Raw genomic sequence first — 26,273 nt, 5'->3', positions numbered from 1 at the left:
TAGCCCGTAAAATCGCCCGCAGACAACATTCTGCTTTAATGCATAATGTGCAGTTAAGAGAGCAGCACAATTCCGCAGTATATCCTACGCTTGTAATATAAACAGTTGTAAATGGTATTATGGTCTCTTCAAGGCATGGATCATCTGCACGCATTCCAGCCCTTATGTTGCAGATGAAAATGATCAGAATGAAGCGCGTTAAAGTCTGGACTGAGGGTGAGTTTGAACCAATCGCAAGCGCTATTGCGCACATCTCTAAGGAATGCTGCTTCTTGGGCAGAACCATTCCAGCCTGATTTTAAATCGATACGGCTTCCATCTTTTAATACGAACCCTGATACATCTATGGCTTCTGCCGTGGCATGTGTGCTCATGCGAGTATTGTCACCTCCAACGGTACGGATTTTGCGACAACTGTAACTGGAATAATGTTTGATCTCGCCAACGGGGATCTGGAAATGCTTTTGCGCGGCAGGTTGGATGCCGTGTTTTTCCCACATCGCCATACGCAATACCATTTGGCATCTTGTGTTGAAGGGCAATACTTTTGATTGACCGATCGCATTCAATTCCACTTGATCACGGATGTGGCAAAGTTCGTCTTTTTCAAAATCTGGCAAGCGGGTCAATTTGGCTATGTTTGCCAAAGCTGAATGACATTGTTCTGCATCGCCTAGAGCATTGCGTAACTTCCACATCGTAAGAGGTGAAAGCTTGTGATCCACATTTAATGGAACGGTAGGGTTCCATTCGGGTGGTAAGGATGTGTTGGGGTGAATCATGGCCTGATAACCGCCATAGGTTGCGGCAGCTACTACAAGCAAAAACGCCGCCCACTGGAAATAGGGACGGCGTTTTTTTAAGTTATCTGTCATCTAAGATCAGATGATTAGTAACGATAATGCTCTGGCTTATATGGGCCTTCTTGTTCCACACCAATGTAGCTGGCTTGGTCTTTGGAAAGCTCTGTTAGTTTCACACCAATTTTTTCTAAGTGTAGGCGTGCAACTTTTTCATCCAAGTGCTTCGGCAAGATGTACACTTCGTTGTTGTACTCATCACCCTTAGTCCACAATTCGATTTGTGCTAGAACTTGGTTTGTAAACGATGCTGACATCACGAATGATGGGTGGCCCGTTGCGTTACCAAGGTTCAACAAACGACCCTGAGACAATAGGATCATACGGTTGCCTGATGGCATTTCGTACATGTCTACTTGATCTTTGATGTTTGTCATTTTCAGGTTGTCCAATTGTGCAACTTGAATTTCGTTATCAAAGTGGCCGATGTTACCAACGATGGCCATATCTTTCATCGCACGCATGTGTTCGATGCGGATGATGTCTTTGTTGCCCGTTGTCGTTACAAAGATGTCAGCGTCAGCAACTGCGTCTTCTAGTGTTGTAACCTCAAAGCCATCCATTGCTGCTTGTAGCGCACAGATTGGGTCAATTTCAGTGACTTTAACACGTGCACCAGCACCTTGAAGAGAAGCGGCTGAACCTTTGCCAACATCGCCATAGCCACATACGACTGCTGTTTTACCAGCCATCATTGTGTCAGTTGCGCGGCGGATGCCGTCTACCAATGATTCTTTACAACCGTATTTGTTGTCGAACTTTGACTTCGTTACAGAGTCGTTCACGTTAATCGCTGGGAATGGTAGTTCACCGTTTTTGTGCAGTTCGTACAGACGGTGTACACCCGTTGTCGTTTCTTCAGATACGCCTTGGATCTGGTCACGCATTTTTGTGAACCAACCAGGAGATGCCGCCATACGCTTTTTGATTTGTGCTTGGATCGCTACTTCTTCTTCAGAACCAGCAACGCTGAATTCTTCGCCAGCTTCGATGCGTGCGCCCAAAAGGATGTAGAGTGTAGCGTCGCCACCATCATCCAAGATCAAGTTTGGGCCATCTTCAAACAAGAATGATTTGTCCAAGTAATCCCAGTGCTCTTCAAGGCTTTGGCCTTTGATCGCAAATACTGGAACACCAGCGGCGGCAATAGCTGCAGCAGCGTGGTCTTGTGTAGAGAAGATGTTACATGATGCCCAACGCACGTCTGCACCAAGAGCTGTCAATGTTTCGATTAGAACAGCGGTTTGGATCGTCATGTGCAGAGAACCAACTATGCGCGAACCTTTAAGAGGTTGGCTATCGCCGAACTCTTCGCGCAAGGACATTAGGCCCGGCATTTCTGTTTCAGCAATGTTCAACTCTTTACGACCAAAGTCTGCAAGAGCGATGTCTTTTACGATATAGTCATTGGCCATTATGTAAGGTCCTCTACAAATATATAATTCTAGGGTGGCATGTAGCACTCAGATTGAGTATCGACAAGGGGTTACCCTATTGGGTGTATTTATTAACTTTATACGGAGATTTTATGTCAAAGAATTCTATCCCACCCAGAGCCTGGCAACGCATGCTATCTGGACGTAGGTTAGACCTTCTTGATCCATCTCCATTAGATATCGAGATAGAAGATATCGCCCATGGTTTAGCGTTTCAGGCGCGTTGGAATGGGCAGACGATTGGGGATTATCCTTATTCTGTTGCTGAGCACTCTGTGTTTGTAGAAGAACTATTCACCACACTTAACCCACGCATAGATCCAAAATGGCGATTAGCAGCTTTGCTCCATGATGCACCTGAGTATGTAATCGGCGATATGATATCGCCTGTTAAGGCTGCTGTTGGGCCAGGATATGAAGCGTTAGATGAGCGTTTAGTGGCAGCGATTCATGTGCGGTTTGGGTTGCCTGCAAAAACCCCAGATTTAATCAAAAAACAGATCAAACGTGCGGATAAATTGTCAGCTTGGCTTGAAGCAGTGCAAATTGCGGGCTTCTCAAAGTCTGAAGCCGACAAATTATTTGGAAAACCGGTGATATCAGACTTGCCAAAGCGTACATTACGCCCACATGCTCCTATGGAAGTGAAAGGACGCTTCTTGGAACGATTTACGGATTTGACAGATGGATGAATTAGACTCAGCAAAACTATTTTATATCGAAGGATCACCCTTTGCACGGTTGTGCCGCATCTTAATCGAAGAATGGCATTTGCCTGTTAAGTCGATCCCATTGGATCATCCATTACCTGATGATTATTTTGAGATCACGCCTACAGGCCAAGTGCCTGTTTTGAAAACTGTGGGTGAAACGATTTTTCCAACTTCGCAAATTGTGGAGCAACTTTGGGCGATGACCGAAGAGGCAACCGAACCCTATTTAGATCCTTTGGCAGACCGTCAAATTTTGGCTGTCATTCTGGAAGTCGGGAATTTTCTTGTCGCAGCACAACAACAAGTTTGGGCTGGCTTAGAACCTGTTGGGGAAAATGTATTGGGTTACAACCCACGTGACCGACATATTTTGCGTGGGCAGAAAACATTGGATTGGTTAGAGGCGCAAGCTGGCGACTGGTTGATACGCGATGAGCCAAACGTGTGTGATTACGCTTTTGCTTGTATCGTTTTATGGGCAGAATCCAGAATGGGTGCTCAATGGCGCGATCGCAAAAAACTGGCAAGTATCGTCGATAAATTGCAAGAGCGACCTAGTTTTAAAAAGATCGCTCTCGCACCTTATTCTGCATAATTTGCATTTATTTTAACAAACCTCGCCCTAAAGCGAGGTTTAATTGGCGCTTTTCTTCACGCCGACGACGATCTTCTAAATACAGGTAACGTCTGTTTTCTTCTCTGTCTTCAAAAGGGCGCTTGGGAGAGCTTGTGCGCGTCGCAATCATCATTGCATCTGATATAATACTTAACATATCTAAATCCTTTCATTGCTTCGTTGGATTATTTATGCCTATTTTAAAGAATGAAATCGATTCATTACGGTTTTCAATATGTAAGCTGAGGTATCATATATGAATTGGCACAAGATTCCGCCATTGGCGTCCCTACGCGCTTTTGAAGCTACAGCTAGACACAACAGCTTTAGCAAAGCAGCACGCGAGCTAAATGTTACACACGCCGCTATTGCCCAGCACGTTCGTAATTTGGAAAGCTATTTTTCGGAAAACCTTGTTATAAGACAAGGTCGCGGTATGGCAACTACAGAAAAAGGCACTGCTTTAGCAAAGAGTCTTAAGTCTGGGTTTTCTACCATTGCAGACGGCGTTGATGATTTGCGTAGTCATAGTGAAACACGCCCTATAAATGTTTCACTAACACCTGCATTTGCATCAAACTGGTTGATACCGCGCATGGGGGCTTTTTGGTCAAAATACCCAGATATCACGATCAACCTTAACCCAAGCGCACATGCTGTTGATTTAGCATCAGGCGAAGCTGATATGGCTATTCGATTTGGAAAAGGTGATTGGTCAGGGTTGGATGTAACACCCCTTGTTCGAGATCGATTTATTGTGGTTGCTAGCACTGAATACACCAAAGAACATTCAATTAGCTGTTTTCAACATACGCAAGATTTGCCGTGGTTCTTTCAAGGCATGATGCATGAACGCAAATTGTTGATGGAAGATGCTGGTTTGGACTTAGAGAAAGCCAATATCACGATGTTCGATAACAGCGAACTGGTTCTTGCTGCTATCAAATCAGGTGCAGGATTAACTTTACAGCCATATGCGCATGTCGAACAAGCCATTGCCAATGGAAGCCTTCAGCAGCTATGCGAATTAAAGGATGATGGGTTAGGGTATTATATCGTTACAAAAAAAGGGCGCGAAACGCCCTCTTTGCTTACATTTAAAAAATGGTTACTTCGTGCAGCTAAAGGAACCTAACCTCTATATTGACTCACAGTGATAATGTGCAAAATCCACCTCTTTTCCAGTACGGTCTTTGAATTTAAAACTAAACCCTCCACTTTTAGGAAGGTAAAAATAAGGCGCTTTAAATACTTCTGGACCAAACTTCATTGCTCCATTTTTGCTATTTTTCTCACCTGGAACTTCCAGTAAGACTGAACCCTTATTTATATCATTTTGACCATTCGGAACGTTAATAACTTTGAGCATTAAAGGCTCGTCTGTAACCTGAATAAAGTGGTTGTCTACAGATTTATCGGCTGGGCAGAAATAGGTTTGTATAGGTTTTGCCTGGACTTGTGTCGCTGCTAAAGTTGTAAATAAAATAGCAGGTAAAACGGTTTTATGCATTTGTTTTTTCTGGTTATAGTTGGAGGATATTTATGTATTCTTAAAACCATACCCGATTATTTCAATCAACTATCTTCCACAAAACATAGAGTAACATTAACGTGGGCTACGCTTTGCCAAAATCCGCTGCAATGTGCGGCGATGCATGTTCAAGCGACGTGCTGTTTCTGAAACATTGCGATCACATAATTCAAATACGCGCTGGATATGTTCCCAGCGCACACGATCCGCAGACATTGGATTTTCTGGGGGCGGAGGTTTGTCACCTGGTGTTGCAAGCAGCGCGTTTGTCACATCATTTGCATCCGCTGGTTTCGCCAAATAATCCGTTGCGCCGATTTTCACAGCAGCAACAGCAGTCGCAATGGCACCGTATCCTGTTAGGACAATAATCTTGGCTTCTGGGCGGCGGGCACGTAACACTTCGACCACATCCAAACCGTTACCATCTAACAAACGTAAATCGACAACCGCATAGGCTGGCGGTGTTGCTGTACAAAACGCACGCCCTGCAGCAACAGAGTCTAATGGTGTTGGGTTGAAACCACGTTTTTCCATCGCGCGCGCCAAGCGACGACGAAACGGTTCATCATCATCTAAGATTAAAAGACTGTTATCTGGGCCAATCTCGCCAAGTTCATCTTCTGACATTTCCACCAACTTTATATAATTCCATAAGATCACTTTTAAATGGAAGATTACATGAGGTCAATTTGACCTAATTAACCAACGAAACACCCGACTTTTTCAGCAACTTGTTCAGCTGTCATATCGCGGCGTATATAATCCAAAAAACCGTCTGGGGACATCAAATAACTGAATGTCGAATGGTCCATTAAGTAATCTTCGCCTTCACCGTTTTTACGGTAATAGGTTTTATACGCTTTGGATGCCGCTGCGATTTGTTCGTCTGTACCTGTCAGCCCAATCATTTTTTCATGTGTAACATCCACATAATCTGACAAAGCTTCTGGTGTATCACGTGCAGGATCAATTGTGATGAATACAGGCGTTACATTAATTCCATCTGCGGCGACCAGATCAACCGCTTCTGCATTACGCGCCACATCCAATGGGCAAACATCTGGGCAATATGTGTAGCCGAAATAAACAAGCGATACGTCTTTGATAACATCCTTTTCGGTAACTGTAACACCTTTATGGTTCACCAACTCAAATGGGCCGCCAATCGTGGCATTGCCTGCAATCACACCAGTTGGGCCACATTGATTTTCAGTTGGGGATAATACGAAATACGCACCAACAGCGATTCCCAAGGTTGCTACGCTTGATGCAAATATTGCTAAAGACTTAGACATAACAGTAACCACTCTAGATTAGTTGTATTCATTCATCTAACTTCATGACACAGAAGACAAGTCACAAGAGAGTCATTCATTGTCGCAGCCATCTACAAATCTTTTTACAAAAGAAGCCCGCAGCGATTGGATCAGATTGAGAACACTGGTTATTTTGCGTTGGCTTGCTATTGCGGGGCAAACAGGGGCTGTTGTGGCTGCTGTTTATTATCTGGAGCTGGCAATTCCATTTCGTGCTTGTTTAATAGTTATCACTGCGGCTGTATTGTTCAATATATCTGCCACATTAATCCTGCCTGCGAATAAACGTCTTTCAGAGCGCGAAGCGATGCTGTCTTTGCTGTTCGATTTAGCGCAGCTAATTTTATTACTGTATTTAACAGGCGGGCTGCATAATCCGTTTTCTATGTTGATTTTGGCGCCTGTAACAATTGCAGCAACAGCACTTACATTTAATGCAACATTAGTAATCAGCATAACCGCATTGATCACAATTACACTACTGACCTTCGTATACACACCATTAGCACGGCAAACTGGTGAGATTTTAGAAGTTCAGAATATTTTCTTGGGCGGTATGTGGTTTGCTTTGACCATCGGTATTCTTTTCCTTGCCAGTTATGCGCGACGTGTCACTGTGGAAATGTTTTCAATGTCACAGGCTTTGTCCGCTACACAAATGGCTCTTGCTCGTGAGTATAAGCTAACAGCTTTGGGTGGCGTTGTAGCTGCAGCCGCTCATGAAATGGGCACACCGCTTGCAACAATTAAATTGGTTTCCTCTGAACTTGCATCAGAATTAAAAGAGGATGCCGACCTGCATGACGATGCAATCTTGATTAAGGAGCAGGCGGATCGCCTAAGTCAAATTTTGCGCGACATGGGGCGCAGCGGCAAAGATGATTTATTGTTAAGACACGCACCATTAACAGCCATTATTCATGAGGCTGCAGAGCCCCATGAAGGCCGCGGTAAAATAATCAATTTCACAATCAATGGCAAAGATGAAGATATGTTTGCAGAAGACACTCCCATTATTTCGCGCCACCCAGAAATCATCCACGGACTTCGTAATCTGGTTCAAAACGCAGTAGACTTTTCGCGTGCTAATGTATGGGTCGACGCTACTTGGGATGAAGCATCTGTTCGTATTATTGTTGCAGATGATGGCAATGGCTATCCAAGTGATCTGTTGGACCGTATTGGCGACCCTTTTATCAGCAAACGATCCCGTCAAAACCAACGCGCACAAGATTTCTCCGAATATCAAGGTATGGGGCTGGGTTTATTTATCGCAAAAACTTTGCTGGAACGTTCTGGTGCTGAACTTACGTTTGCAAATGCTTCTGCTGATACGAATGAAAAACATCACATCGTTGGCGCAAAAATTAAAGGCGCCCTTGTGAATGTACGCTGGGAGCGGGCCGGACTGGAAAAGGATCCCGCGGATATACGTGGCGCATTGGGATTGAATCAACAATTCGAGACAAGCTCTTAATCTCTGATTCAGAATTTCACGCTTTGATGGGGGAACCTAATTAAAGATATAGCCGTGATTCTATCTATTTTAACTCTGTTCTGCGTTTTTATGACCAGCCTTCTGCTGATCAGCATTGTGTTATTCAAATTGCCTAAACCGGAAAATGAAAATAATTTTAAAAAAACAGATCAAAGGGCTTCACGAAAAACTGTTACACAAAGTAATGGGGGACGTAGCAAATTTGTCCAAACGCTTAGTGCTACTTTTGCACAGCTGATGGTTGGGATTGCTGTCTTTGACAAAAATAATGAGCTTTCATTGTTTAACCCCGCCCTATCGCAGCATCTGGGTTTGCGCCCAGAATGGTTACTTCAACAACCCAACTTACTGTCATTCATGGATCGACTGCGTGATACACAAGTGTTGCCAGAACCCAAAAACTATACATCTTGGCGACAAACATTTCGACAAATTGAACGTAGTGCAATGCGAGATGACTTTCGAGAAGACTGGGATTTACCAGATGGGCGCACTTTACGTGTGATTGGGCGCCCTCACCCGTCTGGAACGGTTGTGTTTTTATTTGAAGACGTGACCAATGCTCTGGTTATGGAACGGGGATTTAGATCCAAGATACATAAATTACAAAGTGCGATGAATGCTACATCAATCGGAATCATTGTTTTTGATCGAACTGGCGCAACAACATTTCAAAACCACGCGTTTAAAGAAGAGGTCATTAATGCAAGAGACTGTAAAACAACTCATGATTTTTCAAACCTGATGCAGAGTATCTTTCATCCAACACCCACATGGGGGGATTTGAGAGAATATGTTGAAAATACACAAGACCGAACACCATGGTACGCAGATATTAAAACGCATAACGGTGATCCTGTCATTGTTAACTTTGAACCCATGCCGACTGGGGACACTTTATGTGAATTTCACACCTATACGAAAATAAATAACACAGAAAATGTCAGTTTAGCTTGCGAAGCATAGGCAGAATTCCTTAGTTTCGCTTTAGCAGAACCAAAGGACGCCCTGTGCAATTTACACTCATTTCTAACACCCCTGATGATACGGCAGACATCGCAACAGCATTGGCAGCGAATATTATCAATGGTGATGTGGTACTTTTGTACGGTGAAGTTGGTGTTGGGAAAACAGATTTAACGCGTAAAATCATCCAAACAGCAATGCAAAAGTCAGGGCAAGTCGAAGACGTGCCGTCTCCAACATTCACATTGGTGCAAACCTATGAAATGGGCACTGTTGAATATGTGCATGCTGACCTTTATCGCCTATCCCACCCTGATGAGGTTTTTGAACTTGGGTTGGACAATGCATTTGAAACAGCAGCATGCTTTGTTGAATGGCCTGATCGATTAGGATCTTTGGCACCAGAGCACGCGTTAAGCGTTCAAATTGGCATTGTTGGTGAAGGTAAAAGATCCATCGTATTTTCATGGCAAGATGCGAAATGGAACCATAAGCTAGCAGATGTAAAATCCCTAGATTTAGGCAATACTTAAGCATGACAAACCGAGCAGCAAAAAAACAAACTTTCTTAAAACATATCAGCTGGGATGACGCTGTGTCTGTAATGGTTGCAGGGGATGCTTCGAACCGTAGCTATGATCGTTTAACAAAATCAGACGGGCGCAAAGCAATTTTGATGAATGCGCCCCCTGAAAAGGGCGAAGATGTACGCCCATTCGTAAAGGTTTTAAACATTCTTGTTGATCATAAACTATCTGCACCAAAATTATTAGCCAGTGATGAGACTAATGGATTTTTGTTGTTAGAGGATTTAGGGGATGATCTTTTCGCACGCATATGCGCGCGAGATCAAAATAGCGAAACTGTTCTTTATAAAGCAGCGATTGATGTCTTGCTAAGCTTGCATGGCGCCACGATACCTGATGGAATTCCGCCCTATGACATGGCAACATATTTGCGCGAAACGGATTTGGTGACAGATTGGTATTTACCTGCGATTTCAGGACAAGAAACTTCTGATGACCTTACGGCTGCATACCGCGATCATATCCGTGAAGTATGTGGGCGTGTTGAAAACAAAGCGCCTGTTTTAGTCTTGCGCGATTATCACGCAGAAAATCTATTATGGATGCCTAAGCGTAACGGGGTTCGAAATGTTGGACTGTTGGACTTCCAAGACGCTTTAATGGGTCATCCTGCATATGATCTGGTATCGTTGTTGGAAGATGCACGCAGAGATACATCGCTGGATTTGCAAAACAGCATGAAGTGTTATTTCATCAAACAGTCAGGTGCCAATGCAGATGCGTTCAATTACGCATATGCAGCAATCGGCGCACAGAGAAATTTGAAAATTATCGGCATCTTTGCACGGCTTTGTGTTCGTGATGGTAAACCCCATTATGTAGATTTAATTCCACGTGTTTGGGATCATTTGCAACACGATTTAGCACATCCAGAATTGGCAGATTTAAAAGCATGGGTTGCTGCCCATATTCCAACGCCCACGCCAGAGATATTATCGCAGATTAAAGAGGCCGCGCATGCAGCCTAAGTCCGCTATGGTTTTTGCTGCTGGGTTTGGAACCCGTATGCGCCATTTGACCAATGACATGCCAAAACCTTTAGTTCCAGTGCTGGGCAAGCCAATGATTGATCATACGTTGGATATCTTATCCAATGCTGGGATTGCGGATGTTTTCGTAAACACACATTACTTTGCAGATCCTTTGGAACAGCATCTAAAAACCAAAATTAGTATCACCACTATCCGCGAAGAACCTGAAATACTGGAAACGGGCGGTGGGTTAAAAAATGCATTGCCACAAATTGGAACCGATCCTGTTTTTACGATGAATTGCGATTCCATATGGCTTGACGGAAACCCAATTGAACAGCTGCTGCAATCGTGGAACCCCGATACCATGGATGGATTGCTGCTGATATTAAAGAAACCTAATGCTCAAGGTTATTTAGGAGCTGGGGATTTTCTTTTAACAGACCAAGCACGTTTGCAGCGTAAAGGTACTGCAAAAGAAGCCCCTTATGTTTATTCAGGTGTTCAGATCATCAAAACAGAAGGATTGAATGCGATTACGGAACAATGTTTTTCGATTAATGTTCTGTGGGAAAAGATGATTGCAGAAGGACGGTTAAGCGGTGCTATTTATGATGGCACATGGGTAGATGTGGGATATCCCGAAGGCATAGAGTTAGCAGAAAAGATAGCTGCTGATGTTTGAACCAAACCATCAATCACGTGTTTTTATGGTTCCGATTGGCGCTGATTTTTCGCAAAATTTTGTTGATGGTCTTTTTGAACGCGCAATAACAAAGCAACCGCATGAGTTTGCAAGCATAACAATTTATCTGAACACGCGGCGTGCAGCACGGCGTGTTGAAGATTTGTTCAAACAAAAAGGGGCAACGTTATTGCCCCGCCTTAAAGTGCTTTCAGATTTAACGCATGATGCTTTGGCACCGATAGATTTGGCCTTGCCTGTATCACCATTACAGCGTCGGTTAAAACTGGCGGACTTGGTCGCAGCTTTGATTGAACAGCAGCCAGACCTTGCACCAAAATCATCGGTGTTTGCGCTGGCCGATAGTTTGGCCGCGCTATTGGATGAGTTTCACGGTGAAGGTGTTTCATTGGATCGGTTGCAAGATGTTGAACTAGGCAATGCATCTGAACACTGGGATCGCAGCCTGAAGTTTTTGAACATCCTGACCCAATATTGGACAGCACAGTCTTTGATTGATCCAGAAGCTCGACAACGTGCGGTGATCCAAGCCTATACAAATCACTGGGTAGAAGATCCACCAAGCAACCCAATCATCATTGCAGGGTCAACAGGGTCACGCGGCGCAACTGCATTATTCATGCAGGCCGTTTCGAAGCTACCACAAGGGGCAGTGGTTTTACCTGGGTATGATGTGGAAACACCAGCAGATGTTTGGGATGTTTTAGGGCGTAAAAATGCCAATGACGATCATCCTCAGTCAATGCTGGCACGGGTCTGCGGTAAATTGAATACGGACCCAAATGACATTCCTGCTTGGCATGAAAAACTGGTTTTTTCACAGGACAGGAACAAATTACTATCGCTTGCTTTGCGCCCTGCACCTGTAACGGATCAATGGTTAGAGGAAGGACCTGATTTAATCCCCACTATTCCTTCCGCGACACAAAACATCAGTCTGATTTCAGCAGTCTCACCCAAAGACGAAGCCAATGCGATTGCTGTATGTTTGCGTGAAGCAGCCGAACGAAATGAAACCGCGGTTTTGATAACGCCTGACAGAAATTTAACACGCCGTGTTTCCGCACAATTGAACCGCTGGAACATCACCCCCGATGACAGTGCGGGAGAACCATTGCATTTGTCAGCGATTGGTATTTTCATGCGCCTGACTGCTGGTTTGTTGGGCAAAGTCATCACCCCTGCTGAACTGATTGCTGTATTGAAGCATCCATTAACGCATCAAGCTGATGATCGCGGCAATCATTTGCGTTTTACGCGTGATTTGGAACGCGCTGAACTTGATCGTGATACACCGCTTATTCGGGGCGGACCGCCGTTTGTGCAATTCGACATAATCCGTGAATGGGCAGATGCTAAACATGTCGATGCACAACCCTGGGTCGCTTGGCTTTGTGACGGGTTTGAGATGATTACCGATACAACACCGCGTAGTATGTCAGATTGGCTGGCTGTGCATGAGGGTTTTTTATACGCGCTTTCAAAAGGCGCCAAAGCAGAGCAGCATTGTCTGTGGCGTGAGAACGAGGGGCAACAAGCACAACGGTTGTTTGACAATCTAGCACAAGAGGCGGATGGGGATAGCGTTTGGACAGCGTCCGATTACGCCTCTTTGCTCTACTCTGTGTTGCAAAGCGGTGAAGTGCGCGATGCTGTGAAACCACACCCAAACATTGCAATTTGGGGTACGCTAGAGGCACGTGTACAAGGGGCTGATTTGGTGATTCTTGGCGGGCTGAACGAAGGCATTTGGCCACAAAAACCAAAACCCGATCCGTGGCTGAATCGTTCCATGCGTAAGCAGCTTGGGCTGCTTTTACCTGAACGTAATATCGGGCTCTCTGCACATGACTTTCAACAGGCGTTCGGACAAAATAAGATTGTGCTGTCCCGTGCAATACGCGATGGTGAAGCGCCCACTGTTTCATCGCGCTGGCTGACGCGATTGAACAACCTGCTGACAGGGTTAGGAAAAGTCGGTGAAACCGCGCTGAGTGATATGGCAAACCGTGGGGATCGTTGGTTGCAGCTTGCACGTAGCTTGGACAGACCAACTGGACGGTTGGAGAAAGCGGCGCGCCCTGCACCTGTGCCACCTGCAACAGCACATCCGAAAAGACTGTCTGTAACGCGGATCAAAACGTTAGTGCGCAATCCATACGAGATTTATGCCCAATCTGTTTTGGAACTGCGTGCATTGAAACCTTATGGATTAGAACCTGATGCATTATCGCGCGGGATTGTTTTGCATACGATTTTGGAAACCTTCAATCAATCTACCCATTTTGAAGATGGGGAATATACCGTTGAACATTTTCTAGACATTGCAACTAAGGTTTTGGAGCGTGATGTACCTTGGCAATCTGCGCGTCGTTTATGGTTTGGACGTTTGAAAAAGATCGCACCTTGGTTGGTTGAGGCAGAACAAGAACGTTCTCAATTAGGACGTATTTCTGCACAAGAGATTAAAGGAGCGCGTCAGGCGACGGAGTTTGTTTTCACCCTAACCGCCAAGGCAGATCGCTTAGACCTCGACCCCAAAGGGCAGTTGATGATTTATGATTACAAGTCTGGTGATCCCCCTGGGCCAAAAGAAATCCACCATTTTGACAAACAATTGCAATTAGAGGCTGCGATCGCTGCGGCTGGTGGCTTTGCAAATATGGCGCCACTCAGCATTGCTGCATTGCAGTATATCAGCCTGAAAGGGCCAGAAGCTTCGCGCAGTGTTCCAGTCACAGATACGCTTGCGGATGACACTTGGGCTGAATTGATCCAATTGTTGCGATGCCATTTTGAAAACGGTGTTGGCTACGGTGCACGCTTGAAAATGCAAAAGGATAAATACGGATCAGATTATGACCACCTGTCGCGCTTTGGCGAATGGGAAGAAACGGACATGCCTGAAACGAGGGATGTACCATGATCCAGTTTGATGAAGCAACGCAGGCACAGGTAACAGCCGCGCGCCCGAATGCATCGACATGGGTGTCGGCCAATGCCGGATCTGGCAAAACACGGGTGCTGACCGATCGCGTGGCACGCTTGTTGTTGCATGGCACTGATCCGCAAAAAATCCTGTGTCTGACCTATACCAATGCAGCCGCTGCCGAAATGCAGAACCGTCTGTTTAAGCGGTTGGGTGAATGGGCGATGATGCCTGATGCTGGTTTGCGCGAAACCTTGGAAAAATTGGGTGAAGATGCTGGGCTTTTGGATGATATCAAATTGCGGCAAGCGCGGACTTTGTTTGCTAGCGCATTGGAAACACCAGGCGGTTTGAAAATCCAAACGATACATGCTTTTTGTGATGCTTTATTGCGGCAATTTCCGTTAGAAGCGCATGTATCTCCACAGTTTGAAATTCTGGAAGACCGCCAAGCCAAACAAGTCCGTTCTGATATTCTGGAACAATTGGCAGAGGGCGATGCCCGTCCTGCCTTTGAACGGTTGGCTGAGTTTTATACGGGCGCTGATCCAGACAGTTTATTACAAGCAATTGCGCAAAATCATCGTGGGTTTGCAACACGACCTACGCATAGTGATTTTGGCCTGATCCCAGATATGACTGCGGAAACTATTGCGCAGACAACAGTCACGTCGGATGATCTGTCTGTGCTCACCGATATGGTGCCGCTGCTTTTGGCAAGTGGTGCCAATGACAAAAAACTTGGGGCAGCTTTCCAAATGGCACTGTCTGCACAAACTGATCGCGCACGTTTTCAAATCCTTATTGGTTGTATGTTGCATAAGGAACGCTTTGAGGCGCTGCCAAATTTGAAACCAACCAAAGCTGTGCGCGAAGCCAATGTTGCGTTGGTATCACAACTGCATGATTTAATGGCGCGTGTCGAAGCAGCGCGCGAGGCGTTTGTATCTGTTTCAGCGTATGAACGGGCTGTTGCACTTTATGATTTCGCAACGCCATTCCTGAAAGCCTATAACAGCTACAAACTGTTGCATGGTAAATTGGATTACCAAGACTTGATCGAAAAATCGCAAGCTTTGCTGCAAAATAGTTCTATGTCGCAATGGGTGCTCTACCGTCTGGATGGTGGCATAGATCACGTTCTGGTGGATGAGGCGCAGGATACCAGTCCCGATCAGTGGCGGTTGATTGAATGCTTGACCGAAGAATTCACATCGGGGCAAGGCGCTAGTAATACAGAGCGTACCATTTTCGTTGTGGGGGATGAAAAGCAATCTATTTATTCATTCCAAGGGGCCGATCCAAAATATTTTGGTGAAATGCGCGATTGGTTTGAAGAACGGTTAACCGCGATTGAAAACCAGCTGCATAAACAAAGCCTGTTGTTTTCATTCCGTTCTGCCGAACCAATTTTGCGGTTGGTGGATCATACGTTCGTAGGCGACGCTAAAAGCGGGATCATTGGGGATGTAAAGCACCGCGCATTTAAATCAGAAAAACCTGGGCGCGTGGAGCTTTGGCCATTGGTTGAAGCACAGCCAGAGCCAGAAGATAAACCATGGTTCGAACCCTTGGATCGCCCCAGCGCAAGTGACCCACGTCAGGTGTTAGCAACACAGATTGCGGAATGGATTGATACGACCATTTCTAGTGGCCACCAGATCGAAACAGATGATGGATTACGTCCCGTTCATGCGGGGGATTTTTTGATTCTTGTGCAAAAACGATCCCTTTTATTCCGTGCAATCATAAAAGAGCTGAAATCACTTGGCTTGAACGTGGCGGGTGCGGATCGTTTGAAAGTCGGCGAGGAGTTGGCGGTTAAGGACATTCTATCCTTGTTAAAATTTGCAGCCACACCAGAGGATGATCTGTCTTTGGCAGAGGCCATGCGATCCCCTCTTTTGAACATATCGGAAAGTGAATTGTTCACGCTTTCACATGGGCGCAAAGGCACGCTTTGGCAAAGTTTTCGCGAACAGGCGGATGCATTTCCAACAGCGAAAGCGATTGTTGATGATGTGCTGGATCATGCGGATTGGATGCGCCCGTTTGAATTGATCGATCGTATTTTAACGCAGCATCATGGGCGTGAAAATCTGTTGGATCGTTTGGGCGAAGAGGCGGAAGATGGCATTGATGAATTGCTCTCCCAAGCCATGCGATATGAGCAAACAGAAACACCAACCCTGACAGGATTTCTAAACTGGTTTGCCTCTGGTGCTGTAGAAATCAAACGTGAAATGGACAGCAGTTCAGGCCAAATTCGAGTGATGACTGTACATGCATCCAAAGGTTTGGAAGCACCAATTGTCATACTGCCAGATACTGTGGATACCCGCAGCAGGGATGGTCAGGAAGTTGTTGCATTGGATGAAGGTTTGGTTGGTTGGAAGTCTGCCAAAGAGAATGCCAACCAAGCGGAACGTGCTGTTTTAGAAGCACGTAAAGAATTGGACCAACAGGAACGGCTGCGATTGCTTTATGTAGGCTTAACGCGCGCTGAAAACTGGTTGGTTGTTTGTGGCGCTGGCAAGTTAGGGAAAACAGGCAGTCCTTGGTACCGTTTGGTGGCTGAAGGTATGGAAAATGCTGGGGCAGAGCATGCTGATGGTGGGTTGGTTTTACAGAATGAATTTTGGCCCACAGACTTGAAACCATCCGATGATGATGCTCAGATAGAAAAAGCTAAACTGCCTGATTGGTTGAATGCGGCAGCACCAATTCCTGCGCCACGGCTTTCTACGCTTTCCCCTTCAAACTTGGGCGGAGCGAAAGCATTACCAACCGAAGCACAGCATATGGATGAAGAAACCGCAAAGATGCGCGGCACTTTAATTCATACCTTTCTAGAGCATTTACCCAGTACGCATAGGTCGAACTGGAAAGACCTGTCAGATAAATTGCTGGGGAACATTCCAACATTAGACACATCCGAAGTCTATGATACTGCGGTGCGTGTTTTAGAGGCATCTGATTTAGAATTCCTCTTTCAACCAGGCGCATTAACAGAGGTGAATCTATGCGCAAACGTACCAGAGTTGAACAATGAAACAATATACGGTGCCATTGACCGTTTGATCGTTCGCGATGGCACAGTTTTAGCCGTAGATTTCAAAAGCAACAAAACGGTCCCTGATAAAGTCGAAGATATTCCCGATGGATTGTTACGCCAAATGGGGGCTTATATTTCCGCTTTGAAACAAATCTATCCCGATCACAGCGTTGAAGGGGCTATTTTATGGACAGAAACGCAGAAACTTATGTCATTACCGCACGATTTGGTGATAGATGCATTGAAAAATTCGACTATGTCTTGACCCTTTGCGGGTGCATTCATAGGTTGGGGAAAACGTAAACACTAAGGAGCCGAGATTATGGCAACTGTAAAAGTAACAGACGACACATTCGCAGCAGAAGTAACAGGATCAGATATCCCTGTTGTTGTAGACTTTTGGGCGGAATGGTGTGGCCCATGTAAACAAATTGGCCCTTCTCTAGAAGAGCTGTCAGAAGAATATGCTGGCAAAGTGAAAATCGCGAAAGTGAACGTGGATGAAAACCCGAATTCCCCAGCTCAGCTGGGTGTGCGTGGTATCCCTGCATTGTTCCTGTTCAAAGATGGTCAAGTTATTGCAAATAAAACAGGTGCAGCACCAAAAGCAGCTTTGGCTGATTGGATTGACGCTTCTGTTTAATTGCTACGATTATAGACTTTTAAAGGGCGCTTATAAGGCGCCCTTTTTTATGCGTTTTCGCGCAGGATGTTGCCAGCCAAATAAAGTGATCCGCAAATCAGAATGCGCGCAGCTTTGTCTTTGGCAACAATGTTTTTCACAGCTGACAGAACATCATCCGCTTCAGATGCATCAAACCCTAGCTTAGCTGCAGCAGTGGACGTTTCTTTTGCGGTCAGCGTTGCTGCTTCACCCGGAATAGACACGGCTTGCAAACTAGTTGTCCCATCTAAGAAATGGTTCAAATAACCAGACACATCTTTCGTGTTCAGCATCCCCACAACCATATGTGTTGGTCGTTGCGGCAACTCCGCTATTAGTTTTGAAATTGCAGCGCCAGCCGCCTCATTATGACCGCCGTCTAACCAAAGCTCTGTTTCAGGTGCCGCATCAATCAATGGGCCAGATTTCAGGCGCTGCATACGCGCAGGCCATTCTGTTTTGGTTAATGCTGCTGCACAATCCTCTTCGGATTTACCAAGCAACCGCAAGCCAGCCACAACCATACCTGCATTTTGTACTTGGTGTGCACCCAACAAAATTGGCATCGGTAAATCCAATAGTCCGTATTCGTCTTGGAAAATCAAACGCCCATTCTCTTCCCAAACATGCCAGTGCTGCCCATGAATTTTCAAAGTCGCACCTACACGTGCTGCTTGACGTTCGATCACGTCTAACGCTGCATCTTCTTGAGGGCCGACAACACAGAAACAATTGCGCTTTAATATGCCCGCTTTTTCGCCAGCGATTTCTGCAAGCGTTTCACCTAAATATTGTTGGTGATCCACAGAAACAGGTGTGATGAATGTTAGCGCAGGTTCGTCGATCACGTTGGTTGCATCCAAGCGACCGCCCAAACCAACTTCTAGAATTGTATAATCAGCTGCAACACGTGAAAACGCTAGGAAAGCAGCACAAGTGGTGATCTCAAAGTACGTGATCGGAACACCACCATTGATGCGTTCACATTCCTCCAAAGTCTCAGACAAAAGCGTCTCATCAATTAAATCACCCGCCAAACGGATACGTTCATGAAAACGCGCAAGGTGTGGGGATGTGTACGCATGAACCTTATCACCAGATGCTTCTAACCCTGCACGGATCATAGCACCTGTAGAGCCTTTACCATTCGTGCCCGCAATGTGGATTGCAGGGGGAATGTCCGTCTCGGGTGAACCTAAAGCGTCCAGCAATTGCGTCATCCGATCCAAAGTCAAATCAATGATCTTTGGATGCAACGACATCAGCCGTTCTAAAACAACATCACTCGAAGGGGTTGCCACGTTAAGCGTCCTTAGTCTCTTCTGCTTCTGGCGCAGGAAGGTCACCAACGATTTGTGGTGGTAGGTTCATCAACATACGGCAAATCGTAATCAGCTCATTCCGCATCTCTTTGCGGTGCGTTACGCGGTCTAGCATACCGTGATCCAATAGGTATTCAGAACGCTGGAAACCCTCTGGCAGTTTTTCACGGATTGTTTGTTCAATAACACGTGGGCCAGCAAAACAAATCAATGCTTTGGGCTCGGCGATATGTACATCGCCCAACATGGCATAGCTGGCTGTTACACCACCTGTTGTTGGATGTGTCAGCACAACGATGAACGGCAATCCTGCCTCTTTCAACATCTGAAGCGCAACTGTTGTACGCGGCATTTGCATTAGCGAAAGAATGCCCTCTTGCATACGCGCACCACCAGCGGCCGAAAACAGAACCAATGGGCATTTGCGTTGTACGGCACGTTCACACGCACCGATGATTGCATTTCCTACGGCCATACCCATAGAACCGCCCATAAAGGCAAAATCTTGACCCGCCGCCACAATCGGCGTACGTCCGATTTCACCTTCGGCAACAAGCATCGCTTCGTGTTCACCTGTCTTTTTAACCGCAGCTTTCATACGGTCAGGATATTTTTTCTGATCTCTAAAGTGCAATGGATCAGCTACTGGCGGCTGTGTTTCCAATTCAATAAAAACACCGCCATCGAATAACGCCTGAAAACGCTCGCGTGGCGTGATGTGCATATGATGATCACAATTCGTGCAAACGTTTTGCGATTCAGTCAGCTCGCGGTGAAACAGCATGGTTCCACATTCAGAACATTTCGTCCACAAATTATCAGGTGTTTCACGGCGTGAAAACAAGGAGTTAATCCGTGGGCGGACGTAATTGGAAATCCAGTTCATGAGTAAAGGGAACCTTTGTTGTTATTCAGCTTCTATAATTACGTTGCGGCAGTAGAAATTGCAATCACAACTCGGCTTTGTTTCTGACCCAATATAAAAACGCCCCATAAAGGCCAACCACCAAACAAAAATCAAAGATTAATAATCCTCTGATCTGCTCTACATCAGACACATGCACAGACGTAAGATATAAACCTAAGCCTGGTAACGCACCGTCTAATGTCACAATCATCATAGCGAATAAATTGTTAGCAAAATGCATTCCTAAAGCTGCACCCAAATTGCCCGTACGCACCGTTAAATCCGCAGCAATCAAACCAAAAAGCGTTGTATTTGCCACGACCAGCCATGCATTCGAACCCATCATTTGCGGGCTATAATGTAAAAGACCAAATAGTAGTGAAGGTAAAAAATACCAAATCCATCGGCTGTCAAATCGCGCTGCAAGCTGCTGTTGAAAATAACCGCGAAAGATTAGCTCTTCCGATGAAATTTGGATAATCAATAATGGTATCGCAAATACCATCCACGATAACCATACTGAAACATCCATCTGACGAGTTGGTGGGTCAATAAAAGAATAGATGAATATACTTATACCTGACAGCATACAAATCATTGCAAAACCATAAAAAGCATTTTTGGAAACACTGCGTATACTTGGCCCAAGCAGGCTTTTTAAACTGCGTTGGTGTAATAAACCCACTATGCTAATGACAGCTATAAAAAGCCCAATAAAACTAAATAACATAAAAATAATACTTATTGGATCGCTCATATCCAAACCAGTATGGACTATTGGCAAGAGATTAAACTTTTTACCAACGAGAAATAGTAAAAGGGGGAACGTAAGATAAACCACAAACAATATAAAAAAGCCAACTCCCAAACGCCAAAGCTGTTTGGTTGCAACTGCAGGTGCGTAATACTCTTGAAACTTGGGATTTTTAGTTGGTAACAATTTGATTTTCCTTAAAACTGACAGCCAAACGCAACACTGGATAACAAAAAGCTATGCGTTTTCACCAGAGACTTGTTATAGCGTATCGAACTGATTAATCAGGGACAACGGATTTCGGAGGGGAATATCTTGTTCAAGCAGACATTGGCGCATAAGCCAAGATGCTTTGGTGTACTACCCAGTTTGCTGATCGGCACGCTGGTTTTAAGTGGTTGTGGAAGTTCAGGCTTTACTCCGTTATCAAAGTCATCTGCGGCAACAAGAAACATCCAAACACCCCAAACGGAAACAGTGATTTTGGATGCTGGTAGCATTACCATCTCACCGCCTCCTGGGTTTTGCAAAGATGCAAACAGCAGTAAGTCATCCGAATTGTCAGCGTTTTTTCTGTTTGCCAACTGTGGAAATATAAGCACCAATGGCAAGTACTCTGCTGATGGAGCTTTATTTTCAGGCGTTGTGACAACAAGCATTTCTAAGTCAGCATCATTTCAAAACGAAACAGATATTGCGACTATTTCAGAGTTCCTAAGCTCATCTGATGGGTTGAAAACACTTAGTACCTCTGGCAATGCAAATGCCGTTTCTATTGTTGATAAAAGGCAGTCCACTGATGCAGTGTTTATTCAAATCGCAGATCAAAACGCACCCATATCGCAAAATGTATGGAAAAGCTTTGTAAATAGAGAAAATCATTTAGTCACAATTACGATGCTAAAAGACAAAGGTGATAAACTGACGGATGAGCAAGCAATGCAATTTCTGCAAAGCTATTCAGAAACGATAACAAGCAACAATGAATTAAGCCCTGTGCAGCCAAGTATAGCGCGACAACAAATAGAACGATCTGTTGAGGTAAAAAATACAACAGATGGGCACAACAAATTAAAAAAAGTTGGGCTTTTACGTCGCCTGCTACTGTAAAATAAGATACCAATACTATTTAAGGGCATAAATATAGAAGCTGTCTAAACGAATGAGCAAACGACGTGGGTAAGATCAGAACACTTATTGACGAATGGCGAAATGATCGCAGCCTGAAATGGTGGGATCGTAAAGCAGATAGTGCGGAAACTATGGATCTTGCTGATCTGCGTGATTTACGTACAGAAGCGCGGCAATTTCGCAATCGCGTAAACAAAATTAACCATATTGCATCTTCACGATTAACCTTACCTGTGATTGGTTCAAAAGCGATCAAAAAACCACAAGGCACAGAATGGGCTCACAGACCAGAAGCATGGGCTGGTCCTGTAAGCCCGACAGGTATGTCATCAATTAAAAGTAAAGCTCGCATTGGGAGCGAGCTTGCAATATTTCATGATTGCGAAAGCTCTGAATTAACATTGCGCCAAGTGCGCAACAGCAATGAAGAAGACCTTGCGCCCTTTGGTATTCGATTGGATGTTTTCAGCTTTCAAGGCTCTTTCTTATCTCTCGCAGTAGAAATGCCCCGAAGCGCTATTGAAAACCTAAAGCGCGAGCATATCATCCGCTTAACATTGATTATTGATAGCGAACGCCCACAAGAGATGTTCGCTCGGCTGAACTTACGCCACGGCCCAAACACAGAGCAAATCGTACGCGAATTGGATTTCTCAACCCGCGAATTGTTTGTGGAATTCGATCTGTTCTATACAAAGTTCAAAGAAACGCGGGCCGAAAGCCTTTGGTTCGATTTGATTTTTGAAAGCCCGTCTATGAACCAAATCACAATCCGCGATGTATCTGTGATACGCCGCCGCAGAGCGAACACATAAGGATTTGATATGTTAAATGCAGCTACATTAACACGCAAACGCATACATAACGGGGTTTATGAAGGTGTATATCAGGGTCGCAGTAATGAAACAGCAGCACCCATTTTATCCTTAATACATCTTGGGGAATCTGTAGGCGAGGTTTTTGCCGATCAAATTAACACAGATAATAATACATGGCTGATCCGCTGCCGTATTCCTGTGAATATTATCTCAGATGGATTGCAGACATTTTTTATATGTACAGAAGACACCACAGCTATAGATAATTTTTCAATCGCATCGGGTGAAGTCTTAGATGATGAATTACGCAATGAAATCAACCTTCTTCGCGAAGAATTAGATATGCTAAAACGTGCGTTCCGCCGCCATTGTGCAGAAACTATGGGGTGACGCCGCGTTTTTCGTGACAAATAAAGTTTACCGTCTAGGCTATCCTTCTATTCATATTGTATTGAGGGTCCAATGAACCATCCGCATTATCCGCACTTATTCCAACCACTTGATTTGGGTTTCACAACACTCAAAAACCGCGTGATTATGGGTTCTATGCACACAGGACTAGAGGAAGTTGGCGATTGGGATCGTGTTGCTGAATATTACGCTGAACGTGCGCGCGGCGGTGTAGCGCTAGCCGTTACTGGTGGTATGGCACCAAATGATGAAGGCGGGGTTTTACCGGGTGCTTGTGGATTATTCTCGACTGATGACATTACGAACCACCGCGTTGTAACTGATCGCGTTCATGAAGAAGGTGGTAAAATCGCGATGCAGATTTTACATGCTGGTCGCTATGCATACTCACCAAAAGCTGTGGCACCATCACCAGTAAAATCGCCTATTTCCCCATTTCCACCTGCTGAATTAGATGCAGATGGTATTGAAAAACAAATCGCTGATATTGTGACTGCCGCTGAGCGTGCAAAAGACGCTGGTTATGACGGTGTCGAAATTATGGGGTCGGAAGGTTACTTCTTAAATCAGTTCCTTGTCACACACACCAACAAACGCACCGATGAATGGGGCGGCTCTTATGAAAACCGTATGCGCCTGCCTGTAGAAGTTGTGCGCCGCACCCGTGAAGCCGTTGGTACTGATTTCATAATTATCTACCGTCTGTCCATGATCGATCTAATCCCGAATGGCTCTACCTGGGAAGAGGTCGTTACGCTGGCGAAAGCTGTAGAGGCTGCAGGCACCACAATCATCAACACGGGTATTGGTTGGCATGAAGCGCGCATTCCTACGATCGCGACATCTGTACCACGTCGCGCTTTTGTTGAGGTAACGCAAAAACTGATGGGTGAAGTGAACATTCCAATCGTTGCATCCAACCGTATCAACACACCAGAAGTTGCCGAATCTGTTTTGGCGGATGGATGTTCGGATATGATTTCTATGGCGCGCCCATTCTTGGCTGACCCAGATTTCGTTATTAAAGCCGACCAAGGTCGCGCAGATGAAATAGCACCCTGTATTGCTTGTAACCAAGCTTGTCTGGATCATACATTTTCGATGAAACTGTCGTCTTGTTTGGTGAACCCGCGTGCCTGTTCCGAAACTGAATTGAATTATGTCCAGACTGATACGCCAAAATCTATCGCAGTTGTTGGCGCTGGTCCTGCTGGTTTGTCAGCGGCTTTGGTAGCAGATCAACGCGGACACAGGGTGACGTTGATTGATAAATCTGATCAACTTGGTGGTCAGTTGAATCTGGCAAAGCAAGTTCCAGGTAAAGAAGAATTCTGGGGCTTGGTTGATTATTTCAAACGTCAAGTCGAACTGTCATCTATTGATTTGAAACTGAACACCGAAGCCACAGCTGAAAAACTAGCAGGCTTTGACGAAGTGATTGTCGCCACTGGTGTATTACCGCGTGATCCACAAATTAAAGGTCAAGATCAAGAACATGTGCATTCATACATTGATGTATTGAAAGGTGCTGTTGAGATTGGCGAGAATGTAGCCGTTATTGGTGCAGGCGGTATTGGCTTTGATGTATCTGAATTTTTGGTTGGCGGCGAAGATAGCCCAACCGAAAACCTAGAAGAGTGGAAAAAAGAATGGGGCGTTGGCAGCCCAACAGAAACGGCTGGCGGTCTTGCATCCGAAGGCCCACAAGCGCAAGCAGCAACACGCCAAGTACACCTATTGCAACGTAAGGCACAGAAACTTGGCAAAGGCTTAGGCAAAACAACAGGCTGGATTCACCGCGCAGCTTTAAAGATGAAAAATGTAGAAATGGTGGGTGGTGTGAACTACGAAGAAATCACACCAAAAGGTTTGCAGGTTTCATTCGGGGAAGCGCGGGAAAACCCTACATTGATCGAAGTGGACAATGTTGTGCTTTGTGCAGGTCAGGTTCCATTGCGCGATCTATATGATCAGCTGGAGCAATCAGGCACATCTGTTTACATCATTGGCGGTGCAGATGTTGCTGCTGAGTTGGATGCGAAACGTGCGATCAACCAAGGCAGTCGTTTAGCAGCAGAACTTTAAGCCAACTCATCCATCACACCAACCAGCGTTGATGTAATCTGTGGTTCAGATAATGAATGCCCAGATTGCGATGCAATGATCAAACGCGATGCAGGCCACACTTCATGCAGTTTTACAGCCGTATCAGGTGGGCAGATCATATCGTAGCGACCCTGAACAATTGTTCCAGGAATATCTTTGATCCTATCAATATGCTTCATGATATATCCATCTTCGCCCAAAAAACCTTTGTTCGCGAAGTAATGGTTTTCGATACGCGCAAACGCACAGGCATAGGCCGCTGGCGCCATAGTCACGGATGTATGACTTTCTAACGAAGCCAATGCACTTTCCCAGCCCGTCCACGCGCGGGCAAAGCTTACCAGTTCCGCTTTATCGTCCCCAAACAAACGTTTGCTATAAGCGCCGATAATGTCTGATCGTTCATCCTCTGGCAGCAAACCGATAAATTTCTGCCACTCTTCTGGGAAAAATCGTCCAGCGCCACCATCATAGAACCAATCCAATTCTGATTGCGTCATCAGAAATACGCCGCGCAGCACTAAATTACGCACATACTCTGGATGTGTTTCTGCATAGACCAGCGCCAGTGTTGACCCCCATGATCCACCAAAAACAATCCATTGTTCAACGCCAAGATGCTTACGGATACGCTCAATATCCTCAACCAAATGCCATGTCGTATTATTTTCCACGCTTGCATGGGGTGTTGAACGTCCACAACCACGCTGGTCAAACAGTATGATACGGTACACATCAGGGTGAAAGAATCGCCGCATACCAGGGCTACACCCACCACCAGGGCCGCCATGAAGCACAACAACAGGGATACCGTCAGGATTGCCGCATTCCTCAATATAAAGCGAATGATGGTCGCTGACTTCCATCATTTGATAGAAATAAGGTTGAATAACAGGGTACAATTTTCGCCCTGCGCCAATTTGGCTGTCGGCATTCCGCATTTATGACCTATATAATAAATTAAGTTACCAAT

The 26,273-nt window shown here is 45.3% G+C and carries 25 protein-coding genes; 15 read left to right on the top strand and 10 right to left on the bottom strand.

What is annotated here, in order from left to right; genetic code table 11:
• Positions 1-140: 140 nt before the first annotated feature.
• Both F9L33_RS08315 and ahcY read right to left on the bottom strand, forming a co-directional pair.
• A complete protein-coding gene (locus F9L33_RS08315; protein WP_152142299.1) occupies positions 141-875 on the bottom strand; it encodes an extensin family protein in 735 nt (244 codons plus the stop codon).
• A gap of 14 nt (positions 876-889) precedes the next feature.
• On the bottom strand, positions 890-2,275 hold the full coding sequence (gene ahcY / locus F9L33_RS08310) for an adenosylhomocysteinase (protein WP_152142298.1): 1,386 nt from the start codon (positions 2,273-2,275) through the stop codon (positions 890-892).
• 113 nt (positions 2,276-2,388) lie between these two features.
• Here ahcY and F9L33_RS08305 point away from each other — a divergent pair, with 113 nt between their 5' ends.
• Positions 2,389-2,988: an HD domain-containing protein gene (locus F9L33_RS08305; RefSeq protein WP_152142297.1), complete on the top strand. Its 600-nt coding sequence runs from the start codon at positions 2,389-2,391 to the stop codon at positions 2,986-2,988.
• Positions 2,981-3,604, top strand: coding sequence for a glutathione S-transferase family protein (locus tag F9L33_RS08300; protein WP_152142296.1), 624 nt, complete (start codon positions 2,981-2,983; stop codon positions 3,602-3,604). Before F9L33_RS08305 ends, F9L33_RS08300 begins: the two co-directional genes overlap by 8 nt.
• Before the next feature lie 7 nt (positions 3,605-3,611).
• Here the strand turns inward: F9L33_RS08300 and F9L33_RS15760 are convergent, their stop codons facing one another.
• Positions 3,612-3,782, bottom strand: a complete 171-nt coding sequence (locus F9L33_RS15760) for a hypothetical protein (RefSeq protein WP_193221999.1) — start codon at positions 3,780-3,782, stop codon at positions 3,612-3,614.
• Between the two features lie 99 nt (positions 3,783-3,881).
• Here F9L33_RS15760 and F9L33_RS08295 point away from each other — a divergent pair, with 99 nt between their 5' ends.
• Positions 3,882-4,760: a LysR family transcriptional regulator gene (locus tag F9L33_RS08295; protein ID WP_152142295.1), complete on the top strand. Its 879-nt coding sequence runs from the start codon at positions 3,882-3,884 to the stop codon at positions 4,758-4,760.
• Between the two features lie 3 nt (positions 4,761-4,763).
• Here the strand turns inward: F9L33_RS08295 and F9L33_RS08290 are convergent, their stop codons facing one another.
• The 3 genes from F9L33_RS08290 to F9L33_RS08280 all read right to left on the bottom strand — a co-directional run bounded on the left by F9L33_RS08290 (position 4,764) and on the right by F9L33_RS08280 (position 6,454).
• Positions 4,764-5,135 carry a hypothetical protein gene (locus F9L33_RS08290; RefSeq protein ID WP_152142294.1) on the bottom strand — a complete coding sequence of 124 codons (372 nt, stop codon included), beginning with the start codon at positions 5,133-5,135 and terminating at the stop codon, positions 4,764-4,766.
• A gap of 96 nt (positions 5,136-5,231) precedes the next feature.
• Positions 5,232-5,786 carry an ActR/PrrA/RegA family redox response regulator transcription factor gene (locus tag F9L33_RS08285; protein ID WP_152142293.1) on the bottom strand — a complete coding sequence of 185 codons (555 nt, stop codon included), beginning with the start codon at positions 5,784-5,786 and terminating at the stop codon, positions 5,232-5,234.
• 71 nt (positions 5,787-5,857) lie between these two features.
• Entirely contained in the window at positions 5,858-6,454 is a 597-nt protein-coding gene (locus F9L33_RS08280) for an SCO family protein (protein WP_152142292.1), read from the bottom strand.
• Between the two features lie 79 nt (positions 6,455-6,533).
• Here F9L33_RS08280 and regB point away from each other — a divergent pair, with 79 nt between their 5' ends.
• Genes regB through trxA form a run of 8 tightly spaced genes read left to right on the top strand, consistent with a single transcriptional unit; the run spans position 6,534 to position 17,830 of the window.
• Complete coding sequence (gene regB, locus F9L33_RS08275) at positions 6,534-7,952, top strand: sensor histidine kinase RegB (protein ID WP_152142291.1); 1,419 nt, start codon at positions 6,534-6,536, stop codon at positions 7,950-7,952.
• Positions 7,953-8,006: 54 nt separating this feature from the next.
• Positions 8,007-8,939: a PAS-domain containing protein gene (locus tag F9L33_RS08270; protein WP_152142290.1), complete on the top strand. Its 933-nt coding sequence runs from the start codon at positions 8,007-8,009 to the stop codon at positions 8,937-8,939.
• A 44-nt stretch (positions 8,940-8,983) separates the two neighbouring features.
• The gene (gene tsaE, locus F9L33_RS08265) at positions 8,984-9,472 is read left to right on the top strand and encodes a tRNA (adenosine(37)-N6)-threonylcarbamoyltransferase complex ATPase subunit type 1 TsaE (RefSeq protein WP_152142289.1); all 489 of its coding nucleotides are present in this window, start codon (positions 8,984-8,986) and stop codon (positions 9,470-9,472) included.
• A 2-nt stretch (positions 9,473-9,474) separates the two neighbouring features.
• Positions 9,475-10,494: an aminoglycoside phosphotransferase family protein gene (locus F9L33_RS08260; protein WP_152142288.1), complete on the top strand. Its 1,020-nt coding sequence runs from the start codon at positions 9,475-9,477 to the stop codon at positions 10,492-10,494.
• The gene (locus tag F9L33_RS08255) at positions 10,484-11,182 is read left to right on the top strand and encodes a nucleotidyltransferase family protein (RefSeq protein ID WP_152142287.1); all 699 of its coding nucleotides are present in this window, start codon (positions 10,484-10,486) and stop codon (positions 11,180-11,182) included. Before F9L33_RS08260 ends, F9L33_RS08255 begins: the two co-directional genes overlap by 11 nt.
• Complete coding sequence (gene addB / locus F9L33_RS08250) at positions 11,175-14,129, top strand: double-strand break repair protein AddB (RefSeq protein WP_152142286.1); 2,955 nt, start codon at positions 11,175-11,177, stop codon at positions 14,127-14,129. The genes F9L33_RS08255 and addB overlap by 8 nt, the downstream gene beginning before the upstream one ends.
• Positions 14,126-17,452 carry a double-strand break repair helicase AddA gene (gene addA / locus F9L33_RS08245; RefSeq protein ID WP_152142285.1) on the top strand — a complete coding sequence of 1,109 codons (3,327 nt, stop codon included), beginning with the start codon at positions 14,126-14,128 and terminating at the stop codon, positions 17,450-17,452. Before addB ends, addA begins: the two co-directional genes overlap by 4 nt.
• 57 nt (positions 17,453-17,509) lie before the next feature.
• Complete coding sequence (trxA, locus tag F9L33_RS08240) at positions 17,510-17,830, top strand: thioredoxin (protein ID WP_152142284.1); 321 nt, start codon at positions 17,510-17,512, stop codon at positions 17,828-17,830.
• Between the two features lie 47 nt (positions 17,831-17,877).
• Here trxA and F9L33_RS08235 read toward each other — a convergent pair whose 3' ends face one another.
• The 3 genes from F9L33_RS08235 to F9L33_RS08225 form a co-directional block, all read right to left on the bottom strand.
• Entirely contained in the window at positions 17,878-19,152 is a 1,275-nt protein-coding gene (locus tag F9L33_RS08235) for a folylpolyglutamate synthase/dihydrofolate synthase family protein (RefSeq protein WP_152142283.1), read from the bottom strand.
• Between the two features lies 1 nt (position 19,153).
• Entirely contained in the window at positions 19,154-20,059 is a 906-nt protein-coding gene (gene accD / locus F9L33_RS08230; RefSeq protein WP_152142282.1) for an acetyl-CoA carboxylase, carboxyltransferase subunit beta, read from the bottom strand.
• 64 nt (positions 20,060-20,123) lie between these two features.
• On the bottom strand, positions 20,124-21,020 hold the full coding sequence (locus F9L33_RS08225) for a CPBP family intramembrane glutamic endopeptidase (protein ID WP_152142281.1): 897 nt from the start codon (positions 21,018-21,020) through the stop codon (positions 20,124-20,126).
• A gap of 129 nt (positions 21,021-21,149) precedes the next feature.
• Here F9L33_RS08225 and F9L33_RS08220 point away from each other — a divergent pair, with 129 nt between their 5' ends.
• From F9L33_RS08220 to F9L33_RS08205, 4 genes are all read left to right on the top strand, one after another.
• Positions 21,150-21,944: a hypothetical protein gene (locus tag F9L33_RS08220; protein ID WP_152142280.1), complete on the top strand. Its 795-nt coding sequence runs from the start codon at positions 21,150-21,152 to the stop codon at positions 21,942-21,944.
• A 65-nt stretch (positions 21,945-22,009) separates the two neighbouring features.
• A complete protein-coding gene (locus tag F9L33_RS08215; protein WP_152142279.1) occupies positions 22,010-22,780 on the top strand; it encodes a DUF6478 family protein in 771 nt (256 codons plus the stop codon).
• A 9-nt stretch (positions 22,781-22,789) separates the two neighbouring features.
• Positions 22,790-23,173: a hypothetical protein gene (locus F9L33_RS08210; protein WP_152142278.1), complete on the top strand. Its 384-nt coding sequence runs from the start codon at positions 22,790-22,792 to the stop codon at positions 23,171-23,173.
• A 72-nt stretch (positions 23,174-23,245) separates the two neighbouring features.
• Positions 23,246-25,279, top strand: coding sequence for an NADPH-dependent 2,4-dienoyl-CoA reductase (locus tag F9L33_RS08205; protein WP_152142277.1), 2,034 nt, complete (start codon positions 23,246-23,248; stop codon positions 25,277-25,279).
• Here F9L33_RS08205 and pip read toward each other — a convergent pair.
• Positions 25,276-26,241: a prolyl aminopeptidase gene (pip, locus tag F9L33_RS08200; protein ID WP_152142276.1), complete on the bottom strand. Its 966-nt coding sequence runs from the start codon at positions 26,239-26,241 to the stop codon at positions 25,276-25,278. The two genes, F9L33_RS08205 and pip, sit on opposite strands and share 4 nt — an antisense overlap.
• Between the last annotated feature and the right edge of the window lie 32 nt (positions 26,242-26,273).

Source organism: Amylibacter sp. SFDW26, assembly GCF_009184395.1.
GTDB lineage: Bacteria > Pseudomonadota > Alphaproteobacteria > Rhodobacterales > Rhodobacteraceae > Amylibacter.
This window is presented reverse-complemented; position numbering and strand designations above follow the sequence as displayed.